The 14,788-nt window shown below is 63.8% G+C and carries 17 protein-coding genes; 7 read left to right on the top strand and 10 right to left on the bottom strand.

Annotation, left to right across the window (positions count from 1 at the left end; all coding sequences use genetic code 11):
- Positions 1-144: 144 nt before the first annotated feature.
- The 3 genes from BKY27_RS06840 to thyX form a co-directional block, all read right to left on the bottom strand.
- Positions 145-462 (bottom strand): DUF1810 domain-containing protein, encoded by a 318-nt coding sequence (locus BKY27_RS06840; protein ID WP_071673694.1) that lies wholly within the window; start codon positions 460-462, stop codon positions 145-147.
- 611 nt (positions 463-1,073) lie between these two features.
- Positions 1,074-1,583: a hypothetical protein gene (locus BKY27_RS06835; RefSeq protein WP_146636199.1), complete on the bottom strand. Its 510-nt coding sequence runs from the start codon at positions 1,581-1,583 to the stop codon at positions 1,074-1,076.
- Positions 1,580-2,485 carry an FAD-dependent thymidylate synthase gene (gene thyX / locus BKY27_RS06830; protein ID WP_071673692.1) on the bottom strand — a complete coding sequence of 302 codons (906 nt, stop codon included), beginning with the start codon at positions 2,483-2,485 and terminating at the stop codon, positions 1,580-1,582. The genes BKY27_RS06835 and thyX overlap by 4 nt, the downstream gene beginning before the upstream one ends.
- Positions 2,486-2,695: 210 nt before the next feature.
- Here thyX and BKY27_RS06825 point away from each other — a divergent pair, with 210 nt between their 5' ends.
- Together BKY27_RS06825 and BKY27_RS06820 are read left to right on the top strand one after the other, a co-directional pair.
- Positions 2,696-3,124, top strand: coding sequence for a VOC family protein (locus tag BKY27_RS06825; RefSeq protein WP_071673691.1), 429 nt, complete (start codon positions 2,696-2,698; stop codon positions 3,122-3,124).
- The gene (locus tag BKY27_RS06820) at positions 3,091-3,816 is read left to right on the top strand and encodes a DUF1194 domain-containing protein (protein WP_199559078.1); all 726 of its coding nucleotides are present in this window, start codon (positions 3,091-3,093) and stop codon (positions 3,814-3,816) included. The genes BKY27_RS06825 and BKY27_RS06820 overlap by 34 nt, the downstream gene beginning before the upstream one ends.
- A gap of 146 nt (positions 3,817-3,962) precedes the next feature.
- Here BKY27_RS06820 and BKY27_RS06815 read toward each other — a convergent pair whose 3' ends face one another.
- From BKY27_RS06815 to BKY27_RS06790, 6 genes are all read right to left on the bottom strand, one after another.
- On the bottom strand, positions 3,963-4,316 hold the full coding sequence (locus tag BKY27_RS06815; protein ID WP_071673690.1) for an Mth938-like domain-containing protein: 354 nt from the start codon (positions 4,314-4,316) through the stop codon (positions 3,963-3,965).
- 10 nt (positions 4,317-4,326) lie between these two features.
- Positions 4,327-5,079: a sulfite exporter TauE/SafE family protein gene (locus BKY27_RS06810; RefSeq protein ID WP_071673689.1), complete on the bottom strand. Its 753-nt coding sequence runs from the start codon at positions 5,077-5,079 to the stop codon at positions 4,327-4,329.
- Positions 5,072-6,040: a protein translocase subunit SecF gene (gene secF / locus BKY27_RS06805; RefSeq protein WP_071673688.1), complete on the bottom strand. Its 969-nt coding sequence runs from the start codon at positions 6,038-6,040 to the stop codon at positions 5,072-5,074. Before secF ends, BKY27_RS06810 begins: the two co-directional genes overlap by 8 nt.
- Before the next feature lie 4 nt (positions 6,041-6,044).
- Positions 6,045-7,706: a protein translocase subunit SecD gene (secD, locus tag BKY27_RS06800; RefSeq protein ID WP_071673687.1), complete on the bottom strand. Its 1,662-nt coding sequence runs from the start codon at positions 7,704-7,706 to the stop codon at positions 6,045-6,047.
- Positions 7,707-7,727: 21 nt separating this feature from the next.
- A complete protein-coding gene (gene yajC / locus BKY27_RS06795) occupies positions 7,728-8,009 on the bottom strand; it encodes a preprotein translocase subunit YajC (RefSeq protein ID WP_071673686.1) in 282 nt (93 codons plus the stop codon).
- 439 nt (positions 8,010-8,448) lie between these two features.
- A complete protein-coding gene (locus BKY27_RS06790; protein WP_071673685.1) occupies positions 8,449-8,829 on the bottom strand; it encodes a porin family protein in 381 nt (126 codons plus the stop codon).
- 365 nt (positions 8,830-9,194) lie between these two features.
- On the opposite strand from BKY27_RS06790, the gene serS reads away from it, so the two are divergent.
- From serS to BKY27_RS06765, 5 genes are all read left to right on the top strand, one after another.
- Positions 9,195-10,487, top strand: a complete 1,293-nt coding sequence (gene serS, locus BKY27_RS06785; protein ID WP_071673684.1) for a serine--tRNA ligase — start codon at positions 9,195-9,197, stop codon at positions 10,485-10,487.
- Entirely contained in the window at positions 10,480-11,217 is a 738-nt protein-coding gene (locus tag BKY27_RS06780; protein ID WP_146636198.1) for a hypothetical protein, read from the top strand. The genes serS and BKY27_RS06780 overlap by 8 nt, the downstream gene beginning before the upstream one ends.
- Positions 11,218-11,293: 76 nt before the next feature.
- Positions 11,294-12,079 (top strand): 5'/3'-nucleotidase SurE, encoded by a 786-nt coding sequence (gene surE, locus BKY27_RS06775; RefSeq protein ID WP_071673682.1) that lies wholly within the window; start codon positions 11,294-11,296, stop codon positions 12,077-12,079.
- Positions 12,076-12,717: a protein-L-isoaspartate(D-aspartate) O-methyltransferase gene (locus BKY27_RS06770; protein WP_071673681.1), complete on the top strand. Its 642-nt coding sequence runs from the start codon at positions 12,076-12,078 to the stop codon at positions 12,715-12,717. Before surE ends, BKY27_RS06770 begins: the two co-directional genes overlap by 4 nt.
- 129 nt (positions 12,718-12,846) lie before the next feature.
- Complete coding sequence (locus tag BKY27_RS06765; RefSeq protein ID WP_071673719.1) at positions 12,847-13,986, top strand: peptidoglycan DD-metalloendopeptidase family protein; 1,140 nt, start codon at positions 12,847-12,849, stop codon at positions 13,984-13,986.
- Positions 13,987-14,014: 28 nt separating this feature from the next.
- On the opposite strand, the gene BKY27_RS06760 is transcribed toward BKY27_RS06765, so the two are convergent.
- On the bottom strand, positions 14,015-14,761 hold the full coding sequence (locus tag BKY27_RS06760) for a Stf0 family sulfotransferase (RefSeq protein WP_071673680.1): 747 nt from the start codon (positions 14,759-14,761) through the stop codon (positions 14,015-14,017).
- Positions 14,762-14,788 lie beyond the last annotated feature (27 nt).

The following is a 14,788-nucleotide window of genomic DNA, read 5'->3' as shown; positions in this document are numbered from 1 at the left end:
TGGAAAAGCCCGGTCGCCTTCGAACGGAAAGTGGCCTAAACGAGCACTTGGGGCGGCACAAAGACGTGACAGGTCCAAACCGGTCAGCAGGTGCAACGAGTAGCTTGATTTACGCCAGATCCTGTCCAACCGATGGGGAGTAGCTCACAGCGTGGCAGAGGAGCGCAGCTTTTTCGCGTCGATCCGGCCCATGATCGCCTCGGGACGGCCCTCGGCATGGGTCAGCACCGCGCGGGCGGCCTCGACCAATCGCGGCCCCAGCACCGGATGCGCCAGGTAATCCCGCGCCTCCGCCAGCCCGTCGATCCCGTAGCGCTTCGCCGTCCCCGACCGCCCGAGCGCGGTGAGTTGCGGGAAAATGAACCACATCCAGTGGCTCAGCTTGCGCCCGGCGCGGAGTTCGGCCAGCGCCGTGGCGTAGGTCGCGTCTTGCGCCGTCAGGAACCGAGCCGGGTCAAACATGGGGGGATTGTAGCGCAGGTTGGGGGTTCACCCCACCATTATGTCCCGTCCCACCCTATCGCGCCATAGCCCTGCCCTCCTGCCCTGCCCTCCTGCCCTCCTGCCCTACCCGGCTTTCCTGTCATGCCCGGCTTTCCTGTCATGCCCGCGAAAGCGGGCATGACAGACCAAGCGCCATCACCGACGCGCGCGGCGGCGATCCGACCCCCGACCCGAGCGCTTTATCCTTGCCAAGCCCGGACGACCCCGACCGTCGCGCAGGCGTCAAACAAATCGCCGCCGCGTGGGGGTGAGCAGGCTTCCCGGAAACGCTCCGGGGGAGCGTTTCGCCTGCGAACGGGCGGAGCCCCGGGGCCGGACAAGCCGCGCCATCACCGACGCGCGCGGCGGCGATCCGACCCCTGACCCGAGCGCTTTATCCCCGCCACACCCGGACGACCCCGACCGTCGCACAGGCGTCCCCCAAATCGCCTCCGCGTGGGGGCGCGTCGGCGATGGCGCGGCGGCTTCGCCTTGATTCCGCGCAGATTGGGGGTGAAGGAGGTTGGGTGGTTTGCCCGCCATTGGATGGATCTGAGCTTGGTGGGCAGAACTGCCCACCCTACGCTTGATTAGCTGAGCTGGCCTTTAATGGTCACCAAGTCTTGGCGCGCTTCCGGAATTTTCTTTTCTATCCAAAGCCTTAAGAAAGCCAAAGATCGCCCTTCCTTGTGTTTCCACGAGAATAGGTCTTCGTAGATCCGTGCCTTCTCAGCGTTGAAGGTATTCACAAACCTGAAATAGGCCGCAGTTCCTGACGCGCCCAAGAGTGCGTGGAAATGTCCTGAGTTGATCAGGGGTCCCATGGCGGAATAGTTGAAATTCGCCATATCCATATGCAACCGACCAAATGGAAACTGGTTCGCAGAGATTTCATCCTTTGCGTTGTTAAGATCGGCTTCCAAAGCATCTAGGCACGCTAGATTGATTTCGATTTCGGAACAGAAAATCTTTTTAGCCGTCTTCCTTTGCTGCCATTGTACCATGAGATGAAGGATGAACTGAACTACGGCACCGACCAATATCCCAAAGAAGAGCCAAAATCCGTTTGAGCCTAGCACACTAGAAATCACATCACTCACCCAAACACCTCCACAAACTCCCGCCATTCCCCAGCGCTCATCCCAGACGTCTCCTGCGTCACCGCTTCGCCAGCGAGCCGACGTTTGATCACCTCGACGCCCTTGCCGCTCAGGTTCACCCCGCCCATCCGGTAATCCTCGAACGCGCCATAGGCCGCCGGCACCCAGTCCTTCACCATCCCGGCAATCGCCTCGGCATAGACCCGGATTTCATACTGCGCGTGAGAATCCGCCCGCAGCCGCAGGAAGTGGAAGAGGTTGTGCAGGTCGGTCTTCCAGTACCATTGCGTGTAGATATTGGCGGGCAGGTTCATGCGCGCCAGTTCCCGCGCCAGCCCCTGCTGACCCTCCTGGCTCAGCATCGCCTCGTAATTGTCATAGGCGCGCGTCGAATCGTCCTTGAGCAGCCGCAGCACCCGCTCGGCCTCTTCGCCTTGCAGCGTCTCCCCGCGCCCCTGGTTGTTCACCGTCGATTGCGCGGCGAGCGCGTCGGGGGCGGGAATGTAGAACTCCCGATCGAGGATAGAGTAGCGCGCGGAATACTCGTTCACGTTGGCCGTGCGGTGCCGGATCCACTGCCGCGCGACGAAGACCGGCAGCTTCACATGCAGCTTGATTTCGCACATCTCGAAGGGCGTCGAGTGCCAGTGCCGCATCAGGTAGCGGATCAAGCCACTGTCATCGCGCGCCTTTTTGGTCCCCGCGCCATAGCTCACGCGTGCCGCCTGCACGATGGCGGCATCGTCGCCCATGTAATCCACCACCCGCACGAAGCCGTGGTCCAGAACCGGCTGCGCGGTATAGAGGTGTTTTTCCATCCCCGGCGCCACCGCGCGCAAAGTGGGTTGCGCTTCGGCGCGCGCTGCGGTGATATCGGCCAATTGATCGTCGCTGAGCGGCATAAGTCTATTCTTTCTTCGGATTCGTCCCTGCCCATATCTTGCATCACTGCCGGGGCGGACCGCAAGATAAAGGGGTATTTTCAGCATGGCTGACAAGGCCTCACCCCCGCCCCGCCCTGGCCCACGCGAAATTTATCGCCGCCCCCACGCGACAAGCGGCGCGTCCCGCGCTACCATTTCCAAAAGCAACAGGATTGAGGGAGCACCCCAATGTCGATCAAATATCTCCACACCATGGTGCGGGTGAAGGATCTCGAAGCAAGCATGGCCTTTTTCAGCCTGCTCGGCCTCGTGGAAACCCGCCGCTACGAAAACGAGGGCGGCCGCTTCACGCTGATCTTCATGGCCCCACCGACCCAGCCGGAATGCCCGGTGGAACTGACCTACAACTGGGATGGCGACGACGGCCTGCCTTCGGACAGCCGCCATTTCGGCCATCTCGCCTACGAGGTCGACAATATCTACGAGACCTGCCAGCACCTGATGGACAATGGCGTCACCATCAACCGCCCGCCCCGCGATGGCCACATGGCCTTTGTTCGCTCGCCCGACAATATCTCGGTCGAATTGCTGCAAGCGGGCGAGTCCCTGCCCCCGGCCGAGCCATGGGAAAGCATGGAGAATATCGGGCACTGGTGATCCTGCAACGCGCCTTCTTGCCGGTGCTGGCCCTGTGGCTGGCACTGGCGCCTCTGGCCGCCCGGGCGCAAGAGTGCCGCCTTGCCCTGCTGCTTGCCATCGACGTCTCGGCCTCGGTCAACGAAGACGAGCACCAGCTCCAGCGAAATGGCCTCGCCGCGGCCCTGCTCAGCCCCGAGGTCATGGACCCGCTTCTGAACGGCCCCGGCCCTGTCGCGCTGGCCATCTATGAATGGTCGGGCCGCTTTCAGCAGGACGTGCTCTTGCCATGGCGCATGATGCACGGCGAGGCGGACGTGCTCGACACCGTCGAAATCCTGCAATCCGCCCCCCGCAGCACCGCCGAACTGCCGACCGCGCTCGGCTATGCCATCGGCTTCGCCGCCGACATGTTTTCCCAAGCGCCCCCCTGCCTGTTTCGCACCCTCGACGTGGCCGGTGATGGTCAGAACAACGACGGTTTCGTCCCCGGCCTCGCCTATCGCCACTTCGCGCTCGACGGCGTCACGGTGAACGGGCTGGCCATCGGCGGGGCCAGCCGCCTGATCCGCGACTACTACGAAGACGAGGTCATTCGCGGCCCGGGCGCCTTCGTCGAATACGCCCGCAACCACGGCGAATTTGCCGCCGCCATGCGCCGCAAGCTGGAACGCGAACTGCGCGTCATGATGCTGGGCTCGCTGTCAGAATGACCCGGCCCCGAACCGGTCCTTCTTCGGTGTGAAAACACTCCGGGGGGGGGGGTGCGTTCACAGGGTGCCATTGGGTCAAGCCCAATGGACGACAGGGGGTGCCGCCCCCCAACGGATCGCCGCGCACAGCGCGGCGACATCGGGTCTCACACGGCGATCAGCGCCGCCCCCACGCGCCGCCCTTCGGACAGCAACACGTTGTAGGTTCGCGCAGCGGAGGGCGACGCCATCGGCTCCAACGGCACCTCGGCGGCCTCCAGCCGTCGGCGCAGTTCGGTGGGCAAGGGCCGCATCTCCGACCCCAGCCCCAACAGCAACACATCAAGCTGCCCGGCCAGCGCCTCCAGCGCCGCGATATCCTCCAACCCGTCCCATGACACCGCCCCGTCGGGCAGGCACAAGACATGGCCCTCGATCACCTCGCCGCCGATCCGGAAAAAACCGGGGCCATAGCCATCCACCGGCCGGGCTTCGCCAAAGCTGATTTCATTGAGGCGCATGTTTCCTCCGTCAGTCGAAGAGCGGCAGGCCCGACAGGGCCGACACCGAGATGAGACCATAGGCCACCCACCGATAGCCCCGCTCGAACTTGGGCCGGAACAGCCAGCCCCCGGCGATATTGCCCGCCATGTAAGGCAAGATCAGCACCGCGCCGATGGCGACCGTCGCCAAACTCAGATGCCCCATGATCCCGAGCGTGCCGATCATCAGCACATCCACCCCCACAAGATACAGCAACAGCGAGGCGCGAACCACCCGCGCGGGCAGGTTCGAGGCCATGTAAAGCATGATGACCGGCGGCCCGGCGAGGCCGGTCGCCCCGCCCAGAAAGCCGCCCAGCATCCCGGTGCCCACCACCAACGGCGGCGTCAGCCGCCCGTGATAGCGCCAACCCGAGATCAGCAGTCCCAACAGCACCAGCGCGATCCCCGACACCCCGTAGCGAAACGCCTCGACCGGCAACCGCGTCAGGGCCAGGATGCCGATAGGCAGGGCCACCACCAGCCCGGCACACAGCCGCATCAGATCCCGCTTGTTGCCGTCCTTGATCGCGCGCGGCACATTGGGTAGCGGCCCGATAACATCCATCACCGTCAGCGTCACCAGCGCGCCAACGGGGGTCAGGATCTGGCCCGCGACAGGCATGTAGATCATCGCCGTCCCGAACCCGGAAAACCCGCGCACGACCCCGGCAACCAAGGCGGTGACGGCCAGCCAGATCAGCCCCGACAGGGTCAGGGCCGATCCGAAGATTTCAGGCATCTGTCTTGGCGAACTGCGTTCCGGCCCCACCTTCGGGCTTGGACCAGTCCCGCTTCACACCGAAGCGCAGCAGGAAAGAGGACGCCACAAAGACCGAAGAATAGGTGCCGACCAGCACGCCCCAGATCATCGCGAAGACAAAGCCCCGGATCACGTCACCGCCCAGAATGAACAGGGCAATCAGCGCGATCAGCGTCGTGACCGAGGTCATCAACGTCCGGCTCAGCGTTTCGTTGATCGACAGGTTCAGCACCTCTTTCAACGCCATCCGCTTGAATTTTCGCAGGTTCTCGCGCACCCGGTCAAAGACCACCACCGTGTCGTTCAGCGAATAGCCCACGATGGTCAGCAGCGCCGCGATGATCGACAGGTCAAAGCGGATCTGCAACAGGCTGAAGATCCCGATGGTCAACGTCACGTCGTGGACCAGCGCCAGCACCGCCCCAAGCGAGAACTGCCACTCGAACCGCAGCCAGATATAGATCAGCACCGCCCCGATGGCGAGCGAGACGGCAATGATCGCGGTCTGCACCAATTCGCCCGAAACGGTCGGCCCGACACTCTCGACCGAGGGGAAGGTGATCGTCGGATCGACCTCTTGCAGCGCGGTCTCGATCGAGTCGATGGTTTCCTGCGTGACCGATTCCTGCCCGTCCTGCGCCTGCACGTTGACCATGGTCACATGCTGATCGGCGGCAAAGGTCGGGTCATACACCTCGGTGATCGAGATATCGCCCAGATCCAGCGTCTGTAGCGCCTCGCGATAGGCCCCGACATCCACCGCCGAATGGGCATTGGTCCGGATCGTGGTGCCGCCGCGAAAGTCGATGCCGAAATTCAGGCCGACCACGAAGAACAGGATGATCGAGGCAATCACCGCGATGCCGGACAGGCCGAGCGTGATCGCATCGAAGCGGAAGAAATCCCAGCTTGTGTTGTCGGGAACGAGTTTCAGTCGCATGGGATTACACCTCGATTGTCTTGGGTCGACGACGGTCGAACCACATCAGCACCAGCAAGCGCGTGACGTAGAGGGCGGTAAAGACCGAGGTCACGATGCCAAGGCCAAGGGTGATGGCGAAGCCCCGCACGGGGCCAGAGCCCATCACGTAAAGGATCACCGCGGTGATGAAGGTCGTGATATTGGCGTCATAGATCGCCGACCGCGCCTTGTCATAGCCAAGCTCGATGGCCCGCGCCGGGCCTTTGGCCGTCTTCAATTCTTCCCGTATTCGCTCAAAGATCAGCACGTTGGCATCCACTGCCATCCCGATGGTCAGCACGATCCCGGCGATCCCCGGCAGGGTCAGCGTGGCCCCGATCATCGACAGCAGGCCAAAGATCAGCCCGACGTTGACGATCAGCGCGATATTGGCGAACAGCCCGAACAGGCCGTAGCTGACCAACATGAAGATCAGCACGGCAGAGCCGGCCACCACGGCGGCAACCTCGCCCGCGGCGATGCTGTCGGCCCCCAGATCGGGACCAACCGTCCGCTCTTCAAGGAAGGTCATCTCGGCTGGCAGGGCCCCCGCGCGCAACAGAACCGCCAGTTGCGTCGAGCCTTCGACCGAGAAATTGCCCGAAATCTGCCCCGAGCCGCCGCAGATCGCCTCTCGGATCGTGGGCGCCGAGATCACCTCGCCATCCAGCACAATCGCAAAGGGCGCACCGACGTTGCTCTGGCTGTATTCACAGAAGGTGCGCGCGCCCGATGTCGTCAGGCGGAAATTGACCGAGGGCAGGCCGTTCTGGTCAAAGGCCGGTTGCGCATCCGACAAGTCCTCGCCCGACAGGACAGGGGTCTGTTCCAGCCGATAGAACTGGGTCGGATCGTCCATCGACGGCAGCACCAGTTCGCGCGCTTGCGGGGTCATGTCGCTGCCGCCGCGTCCCGTGACGGGGTGGAAGGTCAGCCGCGCGGTGGTGCCGATCAGGGTCTTGAGCTCCTCTGCGCTGCCGATGCCCGGCACCTGGATCAGGATGCGGTCGTCGCCCTGCCTCTGGATCGTGGGTTCGCGCGTGCCGACCTCATCGACCCGGCGGCGCACGATCTCGACCGACTGGCGCATGGTGCGGTCGTCGGTGGCGGCGCGTTCGGCCTCGGACAGCGTCACCGTGATCACATCCCCCGCGCCCGACACCGCCAGCGTGCCGCTGCCCGCGCCGGTCAGGCTGGACACCGGCTGCGACAGGGCGCGCACAACGGCCAACGCCGCATCCATGCCGTCGGCTTGCGAAATCCGCACCCGCAACTCGCCCGCCGGGGCCTCTTGCCGCCGAATGGTGCCGACCGTGTCGCGCGCCTCGCGCAGCGCATCGCGCACATCGGGCCACAGCGCATCCATGCGCGCCGCATAGACATCCTCAACCTGCACCTGGGCCAACAGGTGGGCCCCACCGCGCAGATCCAGCCCCAGATTGACCAGAGACGACGGCAGGAAGGAAGGCCAGCCCGCCAGATCGGCTGCCACCTCGTCGGTGACGTCGCCACCGTTTTGCACCACGGCGGCGGCGTCATTGTGGCGCTCGACGCGCGGGTAAAAGAGGTTCGGGGCCGCGAAGGCGAGACCGAGGGCGACGAGGCCCCAGATCAGAACCCGGTTCCAGAGGGGGATATTGAGCATCGTCGCGCCTTTGTCTCGGTTTTATTCGGTGGCCGGTTCGGTCTTGTTGATGACCCGCGCGATGGTGTTGCGCACCACCCGCACCTTGACGCCATCTGTCAGCTCGACCTCGACCTCGCTGTCGTCCTTGACCTTGGACACCTTGGCGATCAGGCCGCCAGCGGTGACGATCTGATCGCCCCGGCGCAGGGCGGCGACCATGGCCTCGTGCTGCTTGCGCTGCTGCTGCTGCGGACGGATCATGAGGAAATACATGATCACGAAAATCAGGATAAGAGGGATAAAGCTGCCAGCGGCTTCCATTGTGGGCGCGTCCTTTGTGGTGTGTGGCGAAAGGGCCCGTATGGTCGGGGCCCCTGCGAAATCGGCGGCACGTTACTGGCGCAAGGGGGGAAGCGCAAGGCAGGCTCGCCCGAAAGCCCCTCCCCAAGGCCGGATAACGGGGGATATGGTGAGTGGATGGCGAAACGCAATGCACCCGGCGTCGATCACGGCGCGACATTTCGGGCAGCGGCCCTTTCTGTGACGAAGACCCCGCCTGACCGTTACACGCGGCTGGCCGCTGGATTAAGCTTGTGCCGATGCGGCACCAGGCAGAACGGCTGCCAGGGCCAGGGCCGCGATTGAAAGTTTCTTCATATCCGATGTCCGTGTTCAGCCCACGCCCCCCGGACAGAACGGAACCGTCGGGAAAGTGTCCCCCTCGCAGCGCTCTGTCGTGTTGATGTGGACGGGGCGGGCCTCAGTAGGGGATGTATTCGTAGCAGGTTTCGATCAACGGAGAGTAGAGGGTTCCGGCGTTGTTGCTGATCGTCACGTTGACGACAGTCATGCCAACGATGACCCCCGGCCCCGTGCTGCACGTCACCTCGTCGCCGATCTGCCAGTCATAGCGGCGGATGGCGTTGGCCATATAGCTCGTCAAAGCCCCCGGCCGGACGCCGAAGATATCGACCATCCCCGTGGTGATATCGCTGGACTGAAAGCGCGCCACGCAAGAGGTCGCGCCTTCCGGCACAACGCACGGGTAAAGGATCAGGTCGCCGACCTCATAGGATTGGGCAAAAGCGGTAGAGGGCAGAAAAGTGGCAAGCGCAAGCGCGGCGATCGCAAACTGTTTCATGTAAGGTCTCCTGAAACGGATCCACCCTGCAATAGATGCCGACGGTCAAACTGCCCCTGCACCGGCCCCGTCAGCCCGTGCCAAGCATCCCTTTCTGCACCCCTTCTTCGGGTACGGAACAGCGTAGCAAGCAAACTTTCGCATAGCCAGCTTTTCCGCACCTGCCCCCCTTGGACGTTCGGACAGGACAGCCTGGTCAAATCCGATCCAGCTTGACCCAGCAGAAACCCGCCGAACCGGTGTACGGGGGGTGCACAGGGGGTGTACCGGGGGGTGTACGCATGGCGACGCCCTCTTTTCGGGTTCAAACGCACCTGTCTTTGGTGCATAGATCGGCGCGAAACGCCCGCCGAAAGAGGCCCCAAATGCACGATATCCGCGCCATCCGCGAAAACCCCGACGCCTTCGACGCCGCCATGGCCCGCCGGGGCCTGCCGCCGCAATCGCCCGCCATTCTCGCCCTCGACGAAGAGCGCCGCGCCTGCATCGCGGCCGCCGAAGCGGCACAGGCCGAACGCAACGCCGCCTCCAAGGATGTGGGCAAGGCCAAGGCCTCTGGCGACGAGGCGGAGTTCGAGCGTCTGCGCGGCTTGGTATCTGAAAAGAAAGACGAAATTTCCCGTCTGGAGGATGAGGCCAAGGCCAAGGACGCCGCCCTGCGCGCGGTTCTGGAAGGCCTGCCCAACCTGCCCTACGACGATATTCCCGACGGCGCGGACGAGGCCGACAACGTCGAGATCCGCCGCTGGGGCACCCCGAAAGAATTCCCGTTCCAACCCAGGGAACATTACGATCTGGCCGCCACCCGGGATGGCATGGATTTCGAAACCGCGGCCAAGCTTTCCGGCTCGCGTTTCGTGGTGCTCTCGGGCGGCGTCGCCCGCGTCCACCGCGCCTTGGCCCAATTTATGCTGGATACTCATACACTTGAGAACGGCCTCACCGAAGTGAACGGTCCCGTTCTGGTGCGCGAAGAGATGATGTATGGCACCGGCCAACTGCCGAAATTCGGTGAAGACAGCTACCAGACCCGCGAAGGCTGGTGGCTGATCCCCACCTCGGAAGTGACGCTGACCAACATCGTCTCGGGCGAGATCGTCGAAGAGGCCACCTTGCCCCATCGCTACACCGCCCATTCCCTCTGCTTCCGCTCCGAGGCCGGCAGCGCGGGCCGCGACACGGCTGGAATGCTGCGCCAGCACCAGTTCGAAAAGGTCGAAATGGTGTCGGTTACCAAGCCCGAAGACAGCCGGGCCGAGCTGGACCGCATGACAGGCTGCGCGCAGGGAATCCTTGAAAAACTGGGGCTTGCCTATCGCACCGTGGTGCTTTGCACCGGCGATATGGGCTTTGGCGCGCGGCGCACCCATGACATCGAGGTCTGGCTGCCGGGGCAAAACACCTACCGCGAAATCAGTTCTTGCTCGGTCTGCGGCGACTTCCAGGCCCGCCGAATGAACGCCCGTTTCCGCCCTGCTGGCGGCGGCAAGCCCGAATTCGTGCACACGCTGAACGGCTCGGGCCTTGCTGTCGGACGCTGCCTGATCGCGGTTCTGGAAAATGGCCAGCAAGACGACGGCTCGGTCCTTCTCCCCGAGGCGTTGCATCCCTATCTCGGGGGCAAGACCACCCTGTCAGCGGAGGGCCACCTTGTCTGAAATCAGGAACACAAACGGCGGCACGCCCCAGATGAAGGCCGTCGCCATTGTGTGCGGCGCTCTGGCCTTTGCGGCCGGGTCGGTCATGTCCTCGGGCTTTGGCGGCTACGCCCCCGACGCCTTCGCCAATCCGATCACACCGCTGCCCTTCGCCCCCGCGGGCTATGCGTTCTCGATCTGGGGAGTGATCTTCATCGCCCTGATCCTGAACGCTTTTTATGGCCTCATCAAACGCGACACCAATGCCGAATGGGACGCGACGCGCTGGCCGCTTTTCGTCACTCAGGTGATCGGCGCGGCCTGGATCGGCATCGCACAGGTCTCGCCCATGATCGCAACGGTCCTGATCTGGGTGATGCTGGCGGGGGCCCTGCTGGCGCTGCGCAGCGCGATGAAAACCCGTGATGTCTGGTGGCTGCAAGTGCCGCTCGGCCTGCTGGCGGGATGGCTGACCGCGGCCTGTTGGGTGGCGACGACGACGACGCTCGTGGGCAGCTTCGCCGCGATCTCACCGGTCGTTGGCAGTTGGATCGGCCTTGTCGGCGCCCTTGTCACGGCACTGGCCCTGCTGCGCGCCCTGCCGCAACCCGCCCTGGGCGCGGCGGTGGTCTGGGCCTTGATCGGGGTCATCGTCACGGACCTGTCCGGCCCCATGGCGTTCCTTGTCGCCACCATCCTCGGCACCGCCGTGGTGGCCATCATGACACTGGCCACGCTGCGCCGCGCCTGACCGCGCCCGCAACCCTTTGACCTGACCTTTCCCCTCGGATAACAGGGCGGAAAGGCAACAGGCACGGGGCAACACGATGCGCATTCTCATCACCAATGACGACGGCATCAACGCCCCCGGGCTAGAGGTGATGGAGGCCATCGCTCGCGACGTCGCCGGACCCGATGGCGAGGTCTGGACCGTGGCCCCCGCCTTTGAACAGTCGGGCGTAGGCCATTGTATCAGCTATGTTCACCCCACGCTGGTCTCGCGCCTTGGCGCCTATCGCTACACGACCGAAGGCACCCCCGCCGATTGCGTGCTGGCCGCGATCCACGAGATCCTGAAGGACAGCAAGCCCGACCTGATCCTGTCCGGGGTGAACCGGGGCAACAACGCCGCTGAAAACGTGCTTTATTCCGGCACCATCGGGGCCGCCTTGGAAGGCGCTTTGCAGGGCGTCCCCTCGATTGCCCTGTCACAGTATTTCGGCCCCGAGAACCTGCAACTGGACGATCCGTTCGAGGCCGCCCTGCACCACGGCGCCGAAACCGTGCGCACCCTGCTGGACCACGGCCATTGGGACGAGGAAGACTATCGCGTGTTCTACAACGTGAATTTTCCGCCTGTCGCGGCCAGTCAGGTCAAGGGCCGCCGCGTGGCGCGTCAGGGCTATCGACGGGGCACACATTTTTCGGCGCAGCCCCATGCCGCCCCCAACGGGCGCCGCTTTGTCTGGATCACTGGCGGCAGCCAGCACAACCCCACCGCGCCCGACAGCGACGCCCAGGCAAATCTGGACGGCTATATCTCGATCACGCCGCTGCGCGCCGACCTGACGGCGCATGATCTGCTGAGCGACCTGAAAGCGCGCCTCGAATGAGTTGGGACGCCGAGCAGAAGATGCAGTTCCTGTTCGCCCTTCGCTCGAAGGGCGTCACGGATGCGCGCACGCTCGGCGCCATGGAAAAGGTCGACCGGGGTCTGTTCGTAAAGGGCCATTTCGCCGACCGTGCCTATGACGACATGCCCCTGCCCATTTCCTCGGGCCAGACCATCAGTCAGCCCTCTGTCGTTGGGCTGATGACGCAGGCGTTGAACGTGCAGCCGCGCGACAAGGTGTTGGAGGTCGGCACCGGCTCGGGCTATCAGGCCGCGATCCTCAGCCACCTTGCCCGGCGCGTCTATACCGTGGACCGCCACCGCCGCCTGACGCGCGAATGCGAAAAGCTGTTCGACGATCTCGACCTGCACAATATCACGATCCTGACCGGCGATGGCAGCTTTGGCCTGCCTGAACAGGCGCCGTTTGACCGTATCATCGTGACCGCCGCCGCCGAAGACCCGCCCGGTCCCCTGCTGGCGCAACTGCGCGAAGGCGGCATCATGGTGCTGCCTGTGGGCCAGTCGGACGCGGTGCAAAGCCTGATCAAGGTCACCCGCACCGCCCAAGGTCTGGAGTATCAGGAACTCTGCCCGGTGCGCTTCGTTCCGCTGATCGAAGGCCGCGCGCCGGACTGAGCCGGGCTTGGGGCTGGAACATCGTGGCGATTCGCGTGTAGAACCCTTGCGACTTCCGCGCAGTATTTGACGCGGCACGACCCCGGATCGCGGGGCTTTATCAAAACCGATTTCGAGGTGCCCGAGCCGATGTCCAGACTTCCGTTGATTGCCCTTGGCCTGACCTTGCCGCTGATCGCGGCCTGCACCTCGCCCGGCGGGTTCGATTTTGACATGCGCAACAATGGCATCACCTCTGCGACCCCGGCCGCGTCGGAAACCGCCCCGCGGCCCGAACCGGACCAGTTCGGCCTGATCACCTATCCGACCTATCAGGTCGTCGTCGCCCGCCGTGGCGACATCCTGTCGACGGTGGCCAACCGAATTGGCATGGACGCCGGAGAACTCGCCCGGTTCAACGGGCGTGAACAGAGCGACCTGTTGCGCGACGGCGAGGTTCTGGCCCTGCCCCGCCGGATCACCCCGCCGGGCGGCGGGTCGGCCAACGACATCACCGCCATCGCCTCGGCCGCAATCGACCGCGCCGATGCCGACAGCCCGGCGGCAAGCGGTCCGTCGGCCCCGGCCCCGGTTGAGGTTCAGGGCGGCGCGGAACCGGTGCGCCACCGTGTGGCCCGCGGCGAAACGGCCTATTCGGTGGCCCGGCTCTACGGTGTGTCTGTCCGTTCTCTGGCCGACTGGAACGGTCTTGGCCCCGATCTGACCGTGCATGAAGGGCAGTTCCTGATCATTCCGCTGGTGCTTGACCAGGCAGCACCCGAGGCTGACGGCGGCACGCCCGGCAACTCGGTCACGCCGGTGCCGCCCTCTGCCGCTGAACCGCTGCCTGATGACATTCAGACCGCCGAATTGCCGGACGCGCCCGACATGCAGGCGCCAACGCCAACGCCCGACGAAACCGCCGAGGAGACCGCGAGCAACGGTCCGCAGATGCAGCGGCCGGTGCCCGGCGCAATCACCCGGCCCTATTCAAGTGGCAACGAGGGCATCGACATCGCGGCAAGCGTCGGCACCCCGGTGCGCGCAGCCGCCGATGGCACCGTGGCGGCCATCACCCGCGACACCGATCAGGTGCCGATCCTGGTGCTGCGCCATCCGGGCAACCTGCTGACGGTTTATGCCAATATCGACAATATCCGGGTAGAGCGCGGCGACCAGATCACCCGTGGCCAGAACATTGCGGATGTCGGCACGGGCGACCCCGCCTTCCTGCATTTCGAGGTCCGGCAGGGCTTCGACTCAGTCGATCCGACGCCGTATATCGAATAGCCTCCAAAGCAGGGTGCCCCCGACCGGATCAACCGGGAAACACGTCGCGGCAGTATAGCTCGATAAACCTCTGGTTGACACTGTCACCTTGGCGCTCCACCCAAGGGGCACCCAGAGCTTCCGGTTCTGCCGTCCCGAAAAAGCGACATGCCTTCTGCACCGTCCCGAGGGAGTCTGCGGTCAAATCTTCGTAGTCCACACTTTCATAGGCATAGCCAAAGACCTGAGCGGCAATCCTCAGCGCCTCATTCTGCCGAGCAAACCCGTTCAATCGACCCTCGATATCCTTGCGGTCATAAGACGCTTCCCCCTGCTTTTCGTGGCTCGAAATCCATTGCTTGGTCTGGTCCGCAATCGAATAGGATACCGCCTGCGCCAGGACGTCCCGCCGCCTGATGTGCAAGACCCGCACCGACGGGTACATCCGAGTGATTCCGAAGCGAAAAAGCATTGCGATCTGATCAGCGGAGGCTTTGAAACCATACCGTGGCTTTTTCCTCGATACATGCTGGATGTAGTCGGGAAAGGTGCGAACCCCCTCGCGATTCGACCACCGCATGACCGAGTCGAAGTTCAGTTGTTCGTTGAACCCGGAAAATTCGGGCAAAGACCGGAGATAGCCCGCAAGCAGGTTCGATCCGCAGCGGTTGGTGAATCCAAGCAACAGAAGGGGATACTCAAAGACTTGTGGCCCGTCATACACAGCATGCCGCCCAAAATACTTCGAAAGCTTTTTCTCATGGATGCCTTGGTCATGGAGAATGTTGAAAATCATCTTGGTAACCTAGTGCGCCATCTTCGG

This window comes from Nioella nitratireducens (genome assembly GCF_001879715.1).
GTDB lineage: Bacteria > Pseudomonadota > Alphaproteobacteria > Rhodobacterales > Rhodobacteraceae > Nioella > Nioella nitratireducens.
Note: the sequence above shows the minus strand (reverse complement) of the source record. Positions and strands in the feature narration are given on the sequence as shown.

What these genes read in the sequence shown, in the direction of transcription:
- BKY27_RS06840 (WP_071673694.1), bottom strand. Translation starts at nt 462, where the DNA reads ATGTTTGACCCGGCTCGGTTCCTGACGGCGCAAGACGCGACCTACGCC.
- thyX (WP_071673692.1), bottom strand. Translation starts at nt 2,485, where the DNA reads ATGCCGCTCAGCGACGATCAATTGGCCGATATCACCGCAGCGCGCGCC.
- BKY27_RS06825 (WP_071673691.1), top strand. Translation starts at nt 2,696, where the DNA reads ATGTCGATCAAATATCTCCACACCATGGTGCGGGTGAAGGATCTCGAA.
- BKY27_RS06820 (WP_199559078.1), top strand. Translation starts at nt 3,091, where the DNA reads ATGGGAAAGCATGGAGAATATCGGGCACTGGTGATCCTGCAACGCGCC.
- BKY27_RS06815 (WP_071673690.1), bottom strand. Translation starts at nt 4,316, where the DNA reads ATGCGCCTCAATGAAATCAGCTTTGGCGAAGCCCGGCCGGTGGATGGC.
- BKY27_RS06810 (WP_071673689.1), bottom strand. Translation starts at nt 5,079, where the DNA reads ATGCCTGAAATCTTCGGATCGGCCCTGACCCTGTCGGGGCTGATCTGG.
- secF (WP_071673688.1), bottom strand. Translation starts at nt 6,040, where the DNA reads ATGCGACTGAAACTCGTTCCCGACAACACAAGCTGGGATTTCTTCCGC.
- secD (WP_071673687.1), bottom strand. Translation starts at nt 7,706, where the DNA reads ATGCTCAATATCCCCCTCTGGAACCGGGTTCTGATCTGGGGCCTCGTC.
- yajC (WP_071673686.1), bottom strand. Translation starts at nt 8,009, where the DNA reads ATGGAAGCCGCTGGCAGCTTTATCCCTCTTATCCTGATTTTCGTGATC.
- BKY27_RS06790 (WP_071673685.1), bottom strand. Translation starts at nt 8,829, where the DNA reads ATGAAACAGTTTGCGATCGCCGCGCTTGCGCTTGCCACTTTTCTGCCC.
- serS (WP_071673684.1), top strand. Translation starts at nt 9,195, where the DNA reads ATGCACGATATCCGCGCCATCCGCGAAAACCCCGACGCCTTCGACGCC.
- surE (WP_071673682.1), top strand. Translation starts at nt 11,294, where the DNA reads ATGCGCATTCTCATCACCAATGACGACGGCATCAACGCCCCCGGGCTA.
- BKY27_RS06770 (WP_071673681.1), top strand. Translation starts at nt 12,076, where the DNA reads ATGAGTTGGGACGCCGAGCAGAAGATGCAGTTCCTGTTCGCCCTTCGC.
- BKY27_RS06765 (WP_071673719.1), top strand. Translation starts at nt 12,847, where the DNA reads ATGTCCAGACTTCCGTTGATTGCCCTTGGCCTGACCTTGCCGCTGATC.
- BKY27_RS06760 (WP_071673680.1), bottom strand. Translation starts at nt 14,761, where the DNA reads ATGATTTTCAACATTCTCCATGACCAAGGCATCCATGAGAAAAAGCTT.